Source organism: Kiloniella antarctica, from assembly GCF_042682825.1.
GTDB lineage: Bacteria > Pseudomonadota > Alphaproteobacteria > Kiloniellales > Kiloniellaceae > Kiloniella > Kiloniella antarctica.
Map to the genome: position 1 here is coordinate 874,548 of NZ_JBHUII010000004.1, position 12,634 is coordinate 887,181.

Sequence of the window (12,634 nt, forward strand, 5' to 3'; positions counted from 1 at the left end):
AAAATAACATTATTTTAAATCAACTTAAGGCACTTTCTTCTCTTTGGATTGCTTTTTTTCCTCAGCTTCCTCTGCTTCCTCTGCGGCCTTCTCTTCAGATGTCTTTTGTCCTTCGGTCGTCGGAGTGGCATTACCAAATATATTGCGAAGGAAGCCCGGCGCGAGACCTGATAGAGCATTAATAGAAACTTCAGGCTCTTCCAAATCACCTTTTAAAGCGTAATTAAAGGCCACAATTCCTTCGCCCTCGCCTCCCGTGAGTAAGTTCCCAATCAGAGGTATGCCACCTAGAATACGATTAATCGTATAAGCGGGGACAATGGTGCCATCCACAGCCAGCAATTTTTTAGTGGTATCAATTTCACCCTTTGCCGTCAGGCCAATAGATGAAGAATAGAGTCTGATAAGGTCACTTCTCAAAAATCCGTTCTGCAGAGTGAAATCGCCTTTCAACTCGTTAAAGGCAATACCCTCTGTCGTTAAGGTCGTCACAGGTCCCGTTAATGAAGCGAAGGCCAGCATCTTGGCAAGGGTCGGGGCTTTCACAAGGCGCAATCCACGCGCTTCAATATTCCCCTTAAGTAGTGTCTCTGTTCGATAATTCGACGCCGTTCCACTAATTTGCAGAGAACCGCCTTCAACCGTATCAAGGACATCCAGAGCACGTAACATGGCACCGAAATCATTTGCCGTAATACTTAAGCCCTGTTGACCATTTTCAAGGGGTTGGTAGGCCATCGCAAAGGTTCGCACCACGTTGTCGGTCTCTTCCGTTCCCTTAACACCTTCTGCGTGCCAAAGTTCTTTTGGAATCTCTCCGGTGAACTGGATGCGCTTCCATCCGTCCACCTCTTTGTCTATCCACAGAGAAGCATCTCTAAAGAACCTTTGTTCCCCCATGTAAATAGCATCTAATTTTTCAGCTATTACGACAATTGGCGCCGTCGTTTCCGTTTCTTTTGTAACGATTTCAGGAACAACACTGTCCGTCTCGCCTGTTGATATTGAGGTAGTGTCAGTTGTTTGTACTTCCGCATCACCAATAAAGTGGGTTGCATCTAGAACCCCGCCCCCAATAACCACGACAGGTTTATCGTTCCGCAAGTCGAGCATCACATCGGTAAGTAAAGAGTTTCCGAGTTGAAGTTGATCAAGGGAAGCCTGGGATATTCCGTTATCGCTTAAGGTTAACTCTCCACTTACGGCAAGGTCATTGGCCTCCAAATCGAAGCTGTTAATTTTTACAGCTTCGCCATTTTGCAACGCTACGATGGCTTGTAATTGACCAGGAACACCCACTTCTTTTTGATAATTAAGTTCATCAAGTTTAAGCACCGCGTCCTGAAGATTCGTCGCAAGTTGAACAACTCCGGTTTTATCCGTTCTGTTTTCCAATGCAAGAGAGAGTGAGACAGGACCCGTAATATAGTCTGCAACAGGAATACCCAACTTTTCCAGCCCATTGGGCTCAATACGTGGGATATCTGCCTTCAAGTCCGTACGTATGCTGACGTCACTGCCAAAATTTTCATGCCAATCAATGGTTAAAGGAATATCAGCAAGTAACAAAGGCCCGGTCACATGCATACCTTTGCCCGTGACGTTCAGTTCCAGCTCGCCCTCGGTCGCATCAAGGCCATTATAGATCTTACCAATCCGGGTTTTCTTAATTTTAGCAGAAGCATCAATGGCAATGTCTTCAAACTTCAAGTCTTTAAGCAACAAGAAATCAAAGTCGACGGCAACAGCCGCTGCGCCACTGGTCTCTTTCGGGTCGATTCCCAGCTCATCGATAAGTCGTAAATTCTCACTGTTCAAAATTGTGAGGGCAGTATTCACTGGTCCCTCAACCGCAGTCTGGATCGCAATTTTTTCATTTTCAACATCCAAACCGGTTATTTCGATAGTCGTTGGCAGAACGGACATATCTTCAAGCATGCCGCCCTCTGTAAAGAGTGTAAGCCCATCTGCGCGGACGTCGGCCGTACCAGACACCTTTCCCACGGGTGGCAAAGGACGCAAATAGTGCACGTCCAAGTCAGAGTATTTCATCGTCCCTTTGAGAGAGACAAGGTTAGCCTTGTCAAAATCACCTTCGGGAATATCCAGAACAACCTTAATTACAGCTTCATCTGCCATACCAGTTCGGATATTTTCCGTGATCCACTCGCGTGCATCCCCTGCCTTGTCTTCCGGCCAATATAACGAAAGGTCATCAAGAGGTACGTCAACCGCTCTCACCCCTGCAAGGATTTGCATATCCCCTTCAAGGCCGGAGGCACTCCCTGCAATAGAGAGTTGGGGGCCCTTTTCTGTCTCAGTACCAAAATTAATCGCTGCGTTATCAAGGGTCAGTTTTTGATTTGTTTTACTGTAACTGCCTTTAAGGAAAAGCCCCTGCACGGGAAGTTCCGGTATTTTTTGGCTTGGTATTGCAATCGTTCCACTGCCCCCGGAAAGCTCAAATCGGCTTCGGCCAAATTCTCCTGACAGATCAAGTGAAGTCGCAACCGATGCCGCGAGCGGAATATCAATTGTGGAAAGTTCCGCAAGACTTGGGTCAAGTTTTGCCAATGTTGTTGGCTTGATCCCCGAAAGCTCAAAAGCCAGATCTATGATTTGTAACGTTTTATCATAAACAAATGCACCATTGAGAATCGCTTCCTCACTTGCAATATCGACAACAAGATCCAGCTCGCCGTCAAGACCCAGTTTATCACGACGGATACTAATATCAGCATAAGGAACATTAAAGATCAGCCCCAGCTTTCTGTCGTCGATAACAAGCTTAGCGCCAACAATAGCAAGTTGATCAAGATAAGCCAGAGGATGACCTATTTCCCGGTCAGTCATCAAACTATCAAGTACCTCGGGTAAAATATCGCCAAAACTTGGACCACCTTCAACCTTCATACCAGAAGGGCTATTTTCAATCTCAAAATGACCGTCTTCAGCACGCACAAGATAAAGTTCAGGCCCAATCACCCCAACGCCCGTAGGCACAATCTTTCCCCGAAGCAAAGCTCCAAGATCAAAATCAATCCCCATTAAGGGAACAGCAGCGATGGTATTGTCTTCCTTGTCAATAATCCGAACGTTTTCTACCTGCACCGCAATTGCACGCTCTTTTGGCACCCAGACAAGCATTGTTGTTTCAACATCAAGGCGCATACCTTGTTCTTGATCAACAAAAGCTTCTTCCACATAAGGCGTAAGGAAATCAAGCTGGACAGGTCCAGACGACAGGCGCCAAATCGCGATACCTGCAAAAACAGCCGTGATAACCAGCAAAGCGGCAATCAGTTCAAGAACAAACAGGGAAGACTTCCGAATCATTAAATAAAGTGTCTCCGCGCGCTCAAAGTTCGACCTGAATCGATAAGGTGCCGCATAATTTTTTACTCAATCTCTTGACCATTTTCTACAGCCTTTGCACTGTACTCGAAGCAAGGTGGGTACTCACGATAAAGTCGGTACCCGAAACAAAGTGGCGGCATTCATGATACTATCATTCTCTTTTTCAGAAGAAACATTACCCAAAATCGGCAATTCCGAACGTGCCAAACTTGGCTGTACTCATTGGGAAGAACGGATTGAGCGTATTGAAAATTCTGATTTAAAGCAGGATCTTATCTATTTTTATAACACACCGAAAGTTAATTCACTGTTGAGATCTGTCTTCTCTAACAGCCCTTATCTTTCAGACTGTCTTCTTAGGGATATGGAATTCCTTCGCGACCTTTTAAAGCATGGAGCTGAAAAAAGTCTGACAAACATCCATACCCACTTGCTTGAAAACGTCGCGACTTCGACAGATAGACAAACGATTATGGCGGCTTTGAGGCGGGCAAAAAAACAAGCCTCTCTCGCTATTGCCTTTGCCGATATTACAGGACAGTGGACAGATCAACGTGTTGTAGAGGAACTTACAGAATTTGCTTCAACAGCCATTTCAACAACAGTGTCACATCTCTTGCTAGAGCTTGAGAAACGAGGCCATATCAAACTCAAAACGCCCAAAACACCCGAACAAGATTGTGGTTATGTCGTTCTCGCAATGGGGAAGCTTGGTTCATGGGAGTTGAACTATTCTTCTGACATCGATCTCATCATACTTTTTGATCCCGAGAAAATAAATTACCTGCACGACCGCGGTCCTCACGAAGGCATGGTCAGAATGACCCGTGATTTGGTACGGTGTCTTGATGACAGGACCAAGGATGGGTATGTTTTTCGAACGGATCTCAGGTTACGCCCAGACCCCAGCGCCACCCCTCTCGCGCTCTCCTTTAATGCTGCTATGACCTATTATGAAACGACTGGCCTCAATTGGGAGCGCTGCGCCATGATCAAGGCCAATCCCATCGCCGGGGATAAAGAGCTTGGTCACAGGTTCTTAAAAGAAATCAAACCCTTTGTCTGGCGCAAACACCTTGATTTTGCGGCCATCAACGATATTCACGCTATCAAACGTCAAATTCATGCCCACAAGGGCGGTGCAAAAATCGCGGTAAAAGGCCACAACATCAAATTAGGACGTGGTGGTATTCGAGAAATTGAATTTTTTGCTCAAACCCAGCAATTGATATGGGGAGGGCGGAACCCCGAACTGAGGAGCAGTTCAACCGCTTATGCCCTTGAACAGCTTCACCATGCACATCTGATTTCCCTTAAAGCGTACACAGACATGACAGAAGCCTATTGGTTTCTTCGTCGCGTCGAAAACCGCCTGCAAATGGTCGACGACCAGCAAACCCAATTCCTCCCCGAAACAGACGAAAGCTTGGCCGAAATCACAGCCTTCCTCGGTTACGACAGTGTTGAAGAGTTTAGTGATGAACTGTTGCACCATTTACACGTCGTCGAAGATCACTACGCCACCTTGTTTGAAGAAGAACACACCGCGCCTGCTGCGACTAAAAATCTGGTCTTCACCGGGCAAGAGGCCTCTCCGGAACTTGTCGAATCTCTCCAGAAAATTGGTTTTGCAGACGGGACATGGGTCTTTCAACTAATCACAAAATGGAAGCAGGGACGCTATCGCGCGGTGCGTTCGGACAGATCAAGGCGTTTGATGGCTGAAATTGTGCCCGTTCTGCTCGAAGCCTTTGGCAAGTCCACAGCCCCCGATCACGCCCTCAACAAATTTGATGAGTTTCTCGCAGGATTGCCAACAGGCGTTCAACTTTTCTCCATGTTACAATCCAACCCCAACTTATTGAATTTACTGGCCGAGATCATGGGATCGGCCCCGGCACTAGCAGACAGACTCAGCCACTCTCCGCGCCTTTTAGACGCGGTCCTCAGTGAAGATTTTTTCCAACAATTGCCAAATCAAAATGCCCTCCATGACCAGCTTTTAACAGCACTGGACCAAGCCAGAGATTTTCAAGATGTTCTCGACTTCAGCCGAAGCTGGGCCAACGATCAAAAGTTCCGAGTAGGTTTGCAAATATTAAGGGCAACGGGATCAATAGAACGCGCTAGCCGCGATCTTTCAAATATCGCGCAGAGCACAATAGAGGCTCTGTTGCCCAAAGTACACGACGAGCTAAAAAACCGTCACGGCGATATCGAGAGCAGCAATTTCGCCATCCTAGCCATGGGAAAACTGGGTTCACATGAAATGACCGTGACCTCTGATCTCGACCTTATCAGCCTCTATGAGATTAACGGCGGCGTTCAGCAATCAAATGGGGATCGACCGCTTGATCCCACCCAGTATTTCGCTCGCCTAACCCAACGTTTCACAAATGCCCTTAGTGTCATGACGCCAGAGGGACGGCTCTATGAAATAGACATGCGTCTGCGCCCCTCAGGCGGGGCGGGGCCTTTGGCTCTCTCTCTTATGGCTTTTGAACGCTATCAACTTAACGATGCCTGGACTTGGGAACACATGGCCCTAACCCGCGCTCGTGCTATCGCTGGAACCAAATCGTTTTGCGATAATATCAACCATGTCATCGGGGAAGTTCTTTGCCTGAAAAGAGATCCGCAAAAACTGGTTGATGATATCGCAGACATGAGGCTGCGGATTGCCAAGGGAAAACCTGCCAAGGGTCTATGGGATATAAAGCAGATCAGCGGGGGCCTGATCGATCTGGAGTTCCTGTCGCAGTATCTCCAGCTCAAACATGCCCACGACAACCCAAAGGTTTTGCACCCCAACACCAAACAGAGCTTTAAACAGCTCGGCCAAGAAGGCCTGCTCTCCTCACCTGATTGCGCAGACCTGATCGAAGCTTTTGATCTCTTCCACCAACTCCAAAACCTGCTCCGTCTCACCACAGGCGAGAAACTGGATGAAGAAACTGCGCCTCCAGAAGTCCTATCTCGCCTTGCCACCGCCCTAAGTGAACCCGGATTCCCCGAACTTAAGGCACGGTATATTCATACGACGGAGAGGATTGCGGAGATTTATGAGCGACTGATCACGGCAGAGATTTCAGCGAAAAAAGAATGAGCCTCAATATCAATGCCGGATCTCTGTCAACTATTGGAATTCTGTTTTTAGAGTATTATAAATATATACCCTACTTTTATGACTAAATTTAGCTTGGAAATAATACTCGGTATAGACAGTAACACCTGTCGCAATATCCATTACAGAATACCCATCAAAGCTCCCCTTTATCTTCTCATGATTAATAACCAGCGATGATAAAGGCCCCCTATAATCAATGACAATGGCCTGTCTATTATTGAAAATTGTTTTGCCTAATACCGTTCCAACGTCCTTTATTGCCATTCCCCCAAGGGTAAGATTGGTTTTGAATTTGTGATCAGTCTCTACACCAGATGGGGGCAATTGAAAAATGATCTCCTCTACCATGTTGGACATCGCTTCTTTGGTTAACGCCAATTCTTCGGATGTGAGATCTGGTGAATAAAGACTAAAATCATTTATCTTTCCAAAAGGAGAAATATCAAAAGTCATTTTTTTAACGTCATTAATCGTTTCTTTTTTGTTTTTATTTATCAACTCCGTTGTAAAAGACGAAATTAACATCTTTAGACTTTTGTCTTCTTCAAATATTTCAATGGCCCCCCGAGAAATAGTTTTATGATCAAGAACCCGACCATTTAGCTTTCCCGAAAAAGATGAAGTATCAATAGTCCTGCTTTTAGGTAAGGGTGAATAACGAATAATGATTGGTTCATTTATAGATTCTACCTCTCCCTTATAAACGGGATTTTGGTTAATCTCTTCATTCGCTAATACTGACGTTGTCCCCAATACTGAAAGAAGCAACACCAAAGATAACGATGATATTTTTTGCAACACAAGCCCCACAACCATACAAAATAAAAATAATAAAAACACAATCATGGGATTGTTACAGATGACTTCTCTTATGACAATTATGTTTGCGTCGTGATACGGTTTTGAAATAAATACAAGGCTTGATCATCTTTCATTTTGACTCTACATATCATAAGAAATGTAGCAGTAAGGACTCTCACTATGACACTTGAAATTGGAAGCCCGGCCCCGGATTTTACCGCGCCGATTAACGGCGATGAAGAGCTGAGTTTGAGCGCGCTTAAAGGTCAAATGGTTGTGCTTTATTTCTATCCGAAAGATTCGACACCAGGCTGCACCACTGAGGCTTGTGAATTTCGTGATGCCTTACCTGATTTTTCTAAGCTCAACGCAAAGGTTATTGGTGTTTCCAAAGACAGCGTTAAACGGCACGACAATTTTATTGCCAAGAACGAGCTAACCTTTGATCTGGTTGCGGATTTGGACGGTGAAATCTGTGAAGCCTATGGTGTTTGGGTTCTCAAAAAGCTCTATGGTAAGGAGTATATGGGGATTGAGCGCGCAACGTATCTTATTGATGCCGAGGGCATTATTCAAAAGATCTGGCGTAAAGTGAAAGTGAAAAACCATGTCGCCGAGGTCAAAGCGACCTTAGAAGAGCTCTGCAAAGAAAACACGTTATAAACCTTCCCTAGAGAGGGTAATTTATAAATACGCTTACTAGGGAAGATTATCTCAATACGATCAAGTAAATTTTGTATTTTTGATAGGCAGACAAATTTATCAGACGTTTGCTAATTAAGGACATTATCTGGAGAAAATCCACACCAGGCTGACATTTTCCGGTACGCGGCTGAAAACCCATTTAATGAACCAACATACAAATCTCCGCCAGAATATTCATCAAACAATATAACTTGGTGTCCTTTTCCAAACGCACGCAAAACATCCCGCGCGTCACTATTTTTTGTACTTGAGTGTATAATATTACGGGCGTAAGGAATACCGGATTGATATCCGGTGTACGTCTCGCCTGTGTATCGAAAAACGGCCTTATCAGCTTTTATAACCCATGTAATTTCTTGATTTTTTTGTATTTGTGTAGCGTACCCCCGAACTGTTGCTTCATCATATTCAATTGAGGGCATCACATCCGGTGGGAGGGCGTCACCATTGGATAATTCGACACGGATAGTACTATCACCTTCACTCCCCGTATAAATAGAACAGGCGGTCCTTAGCTCCCCGTCTTCTGTAATAAAGGTTTCTGCAGTGACCTGCCAATCCCCATACTGCTCGAACAAGTTTCCCTCTTTTTTTGGGGGTTCTCCCTTAAAGGAACTTACAGAAATATCAGGTGTTGGGACCGTTGCCCCATTAGCGTATACAGACGCAAAATTGCTTAAACTCCAGACAATTGTTGTCAACAAAATACCACACCGAACCAAACCATTACCCATACCTGAATATTCCCAAAACATAACATCAATTAGTTGCAGAAAAAATGATGTCGATATATTACAATAAAGTTAAGTTATTCCACGCCCTCTAGGCAAGCCCGTCACGCTTATGACATATTCCACAGACTTAATGCCCCACATTAAGAACCGGAAATTTTATTGGTCAAATGTTAAAAGATTTTCAGAAAATATATAAACTCCTGCGATCCTCTAGGAAGTTTAATACCGAACCATCAAGGCCCCCAAGCCAGCCAGAAAAAGACGTACAGGATAATCTGCCTGTTGAGATAATGAACTCTGGCAATACCGCACCTTCAGGATACGGTATGCCGACATCTTCTGCCTCGCCAAACCAACAGAGAACAATTCCCACTTCTGAAAATGATGTTCAAAACACTGAAAATAAAACAGTATTAAGAACCCCTAGTTTTTTCAAACGCCTATACACATCACTCTATATAGAAGCTCTGTTTTTTGTCTTGGTTCAAATCAATGGAGTACGGGCAGCAACAGAAACTAATGATGAGTTTAATGCAAAAACCGTTTCTTTAAACGTCGAGGAAGAACTTCAAGATATTACCGCCATCTCCACACCGGATATAGAGATTTCGACAGAGATAACAAACGACAGTGGCTCTTCTCTATCCTTAGACGATTTTATCGACCCGACAGAACCACCACTGACCATAATTCCAGTAGCAGAAGAAGCCAAAAACTTGTTTTTGCTGGATAATATCGTGTCTCACGATAACTTCAAATTGTTAGATACCAGCAAGCTTCAAAACGAAACTACTACGCGTTTGACGAAGTATACTGAAGACACTGGGCTTAATATCTTTGGTACTGAGAATTCTATTATAATAGAGTTAGATGATGATGATTTACTCTATTCTGACGAGGATTTGGCCCTGTTTGGTGTCGATGATTATCACTTTTTGGTCGTAAATAACGACCTGTTAGATATTTTCACGAACAACACCCAGAAAAACTCTTGGGAGAGTTTAAAGCCCGGAGAAGAGTATTTCATATTACGGCAAGAAGATATTCTTGAGGATGACGTTGAGATTATCACCATAGATGAAGAGATCTACCTTGATGAAGCGCATCTGGTAAAAGAAACAGTTAGTGTTGATTATTTTGTCTATAAAGACACCGTAATCGGCATGGCTTTCACCTTACCCGAAGATTTTTACCAATCTCACGGCCCAATCGACTTTGATATCTTATTTGCATAAACTATCAATAGATACCTTACCTTTAGCTTTCATCATGACCAACGCCACGACTACCCCCAACAGGATAAACGATGCCGCACCAACAAATAGATAGTCAGCCCTCTGCTAATGTACTGCCAACCCATTTGGCTCAGGCAGCTATCATTGCCCTCGGCATTGCTAATTCTGTTGAAAAAGCTCAAGTAACACGCCAATATGCAAAAGCTTGGCAAAGCGGTGAAATATCTCTCGTCGGTACAGCGCCGATCCCAAAAGAACCTGCACGAGAAGAAAAACCTCTTTTGGTCCCCCCTCAAGAGGTTCCGCGTCGTAAAGTAACCCAAGAGGCTGAAGGCCGAGTAGCCATGCTTCATGCCCTATCCCACATAGAACTTCATGCAATTAACCTCTGTTGGGATATCATTGCCCGCTTTGCTTCCACACCGATGCCAAAGGGGTTTTATGATGACTGGGTGTCGATTGCAGATGACGAAGCCCGTCATCATCTCTTGCTTTGCGAGAGACTGGACCAACTTGGTTCTTTTTACGGCGCGCTTCCCGCTCACGCCGGGTTATGGAAAGGCGCCGAAGTCACAGAGCACAACCTAAAAGCCCGTCTTGCAGTCGTTCCCATGGTTCTTGAGGCACGGGGAATTGATGTAACGCCTGGAATTATAAAAAAGCTCAAGGCGGTTAAAGATTTTGAAAGTGCAGAACGTCTGCAAGTTATTTATGACGATGAAATCACCCATGTCGCCAAGGGGAAAAAGTGGTTTGAGTATCTCTGCGAATTGGATAAGGAAGATCCAGTTGAAAGCTGGCAAAACATTATTCTTACCCTTTTCAAAGGAAGGGTAAGATCACCTTTCAACGAAGCAGGTCGCGATAAAGCCAACTTCCCCATCGATTTTTATGGCCCAATAGCGGACCTATAATCATTACCCCAAATTTTGATTATTTCCTTGATAATTGCCTGCGAGAAAGATTGGCGACGACGAAGATTGGCCATGGCGAAGATTGAGGTCAAAAAACTGTTTGCCAGTTAAATAACCAGATGGCAAAAAATGACAAGACAGCTCCGATAGTTATCGTATAAGTTGTCCTTCTCATATCATCTTAAGTAATACCTTGTTGAATATCTCCTCTTTGGGTCTTCTAACGCCCCATATTCTCTCCTTTTTATCGTGAGAGATAAAAACCGCCCCAAAACCAAGCCAAAATATTAAACCATCAATAAGTCGAGGATCTTCTCGTGACCAACGTTACCCCGAAATCAGAAAACGTATATCTCTTTGGCTCCTTGCCCACTTTATTCCTCAAAACGGCGAGCCCAATTATTTTGGTATTTCTGGTAAACGGACTATTTACGTTGATTGATGCTTACTTTCTTGGTGAATTTGTCGGCGCGAACGCTCTAACTGCCGTCACGATGATGTTTCCGGTATTCATGCTCATTGTCGCTCTCTCAACCTGGGTATCCGGGGGATTTTCAAGTGTCCTTTCCAGACTATTAGGTGCAGGAAAGCACGCGACGGCAAGTTCAGCCTATGCCAGCGCTCTAATATTATCTGCCCTTGTTTGCCTGATTTTGATTACCTTATTTTTGGGTGGCGGCAGTAATTTGATAAATTGGGTCACCAAAGGATCACCCGAGCTTTCCCAAATGGGATATACATACATATCTCTTCTGATTTTTTTCTCACCTCTGGTCTTCATGCTTACAATTAGCGTTGATGCTTTCAGGTGTGAAGGGAAACTTGGTTTCATGGCCTTTATCTCCGTCTTCGCGACCCTTTTAAATATCCTCTTTAACTACGTTCTTATCGTCAAACTCGAGCTCGGGGTCGCGGGATCTGCTTATGGTACCTTGTTGGCACAATTTATCTCTCTTTGTGCGGTGGTTTGTTATCGTTTCAATACACGATCAGTGATCACTTTTGCCAACGTCGGCACAAAAAAATTAAATACTTTTTGGCGCGAATACCTAGCCCTTGGCGCCCCAACCAGCCTTGGCTATCTCGGTGTTTCGCTGACCTCTGGCGCGGTTTTCTATTCTCTCCAACAGTGGGGAAATGAAAATTATGAAGCAACAGTAACGGCCTATGGTATTATCACCCGCATACTCACCTTTAGCTACTTGCCTCTTCTTGGGTTGAATATTGCGTTCCAAACCATAGCAGGAAACAATCAAGGCGCTGAGATCTGGCCACGGGTCAACAGCAGCTTAAAGCTCGCAGCTTATGCTGCCTTTATCTATTGTCTGGGCCTACAAATCATTTTTAACGTTTTTGCAGACAGACTTGGGTTTATTTTTGTCAGCGACCCTCAAATTGCTGCAGAAACAGCCCGTATATTACCTCTCATTACGATGCTATATTTTTCTTTTGGGCCCAGCATGATCTTGTCCGGATTTTTTCAGGCAATCGGTGATGCCAAAAGATCGGCACTTATCGGACTAACCCGTACCTACATGTTTTCGCTGCCTCTCACCTATATACTTCCTCAATTTTTTGGGGAGATCGGCATTTGGCACGTTGGGCCTTTAACAGAGGTATTAATGTTCCTTCTTACCCTCTTTGTCCTGTCCCACAATGCCAATAGAACAGGTTACAAGCTTGGGTTATTTAGGCAGGCAACCTAAAGGTGATTTAAAGTATCTTCAACGATTTGCCATACACTAACCTTTTCTGCTAATT

8 protein-coding genes are annotated in these 12,634 nt (G+C 44.5%); 5 read left to right on the forward strand and 3 right to left on the reverse strand.

Translation table 11 applies throughout. The features are described 5' to 3' along the window. Nucleotides 1-24: 24 nt before the first annotated feature. Entirely contained in the window at nucleotides 25-3,336 is a 3,312-nt protein-coding gene (locus tag ACFSKO_RS11155) for a YhdP family protein (protein ID WP_380251498.1), read from the reverse strand. Between the two features lie 163 nt (nucleotides 3,337-3,499). On the opposite strand from ACFSKO_RS11155, the gene ACFSKO_RS11160 reads away from it, so the two are divergent. Then, entirely contained in the window at nucleotides 3,500-6,463 is a 2,964-nt protein-coding gene (locus tag ACFSKO_RS11160) for a bifunctional [glutamine synthetase] adenylyltransferase/[glutamine synthetase]-adenylyl-L-tyrosine phosphorylase (protein ID WP_380251500.1), read from the forward strand. 30 nt (nucleotides 6,464-6,493) lie between these two features. On the opposite strand, the gene ACFSKO_RS11165 is transcribed toward ACFSKO_RS11160, so the two are convergent. Continuing rightward, nucleotides 6,494-7,330, reverse strand: coding sequence for a hypothetical protein (locus tag ACFSKO_RS11165; protein WP_380251502.1), 837 nt, complete (start codon nucleotides 7,328-7,330; stop codon nucleotides 6,494-6,496). 135 nt (nucleotides 7,331-7,465) lie between these two features. On the opposite strand from ACFSKO_RS11165, the gene bcp reads away from it, so the two are divergent. Continuing rightward, nucleotides 7,466-7,948, forward strand: a complete 483-nt coding sequence (bcp, locus tag ACFSKO_RS11170; RefSeq protein ID WP_380251504.1) for a thioredoxin-dependent thiol peroxidase — start codon at nucleotides 7,466-7,468, stop codon at nucleotides 7,946-7,948. A 110-nt stretch (nucleotides 7,949-8,058) separates the two neighbouring features. On the opposite strand, the gene ACFSKO_RS11175 is transcribed toward bcp, so the two are convergent. Next, entirely contained in the window at nucleotides 8,059-8,724 is a 666-nt protein-coding gene (locus ACFSKO_RS11175) for a hypothetical protein (protein ID WP_380251506.1), read from the reverse strand. A gap of 326 nt (nucleotides 8,725-9,050) precedes the next feature. Between ACFSKO_RS11175 and ACFSKO_RS11180 the strand changes: the two genes are divergently transcribed. The 3 genes from ACFSKO_RS11180 (at nucleotide 9,051) to ACFSKO_RS11190 (ending at nucleotide 12,579) form a co-directional block, all read left to right on the forward strand. Beyond that, nucleotides 9,051-9,959, forward strand: a complete 909-nt coding sequence (locus tag ACFSKO_RS11180) for a hypothetical protein (protein ID WP_380251508.1) — start codon at nucleotides 9,051-9,053, stop codon at nucleotides 9,957-9,959. A 71-nt stretch (nucleotides 9,960-10,030) separates the two neighbouring features. After that, a complete protein-coding gene (locus ACFSKO_RS11185) occupies nucleotides 10,031-10,873 on the forward strand; it encodes a ferritin-like domain-containing protein (RefSeq protein ID WP_380251510.1) in 843 nt (280 codons plus the stop codon). Between the two features lie 317 nt (nucleotides 10,874-11,190). After that, a complete protein-coding gene (locus tag ACFSKO_RS11190) occupies nucleotides 11,191-12,579 on the forward strand; it encodes an MATE family efflux transporter (RefSeq protein WP_380251512.1) in 1,389 nt (462 codons plus the stop codon). The last annotated feature ends 55 nt before the right edge of the window (nucleotides 12,580-12,634 follow it).

Coding starts and splice junctions, on each gene's coding strand:
- ACFSKO_RS11155 (WP_380251498.1), bottom strand. CDS start 3,336: ATGATTCGGAAGTCTTCCCTGTTTGTTCTTGAACTGATTGCCGCTTTG.
- ACFSKO_RS11160 (WP_380251500.1), top strand. CDS start 3,500: ATGATACTATCATTCTCTTTTTCAGAAGAAACATTACCCAAAATCGGC.
- ACFSKO_RS11165 (WP_380251502.1), bottom strand. CDS start 7,330: ATGATTGTGTTTTTATTATTTTTATTTTGTATGGTTGTGGGGCTTGTG.
- bcp (WP_380251504.1), top strand. CDS start 7,466: ATGACACTTGAAATTGGAAGCCCGGCCCCGGATTTTACCGCGCCGATT.
- ACFSKO_RS11175 (WP_380251506.1), bottom strand. CDS start 8,724: ATGGGTAATGGTTTGGTTCGGTGTGGTATTTTGTTGACAACAATTGTC.
- ACFSKO_RS11180 (WP_380251508.1), top strand. CDS start 9,051: ATGCCGACATCTTCTGCCTCGCCAAACCAACAGAGAACAATTCCCACT.
- ACFSKO_RS11185 (WP_380251510.1), top strand. CDS start 10,031: ATGCCGCACCAACAAATAGATAGTCAGCCCTCTGCTAATGTACTGCCA.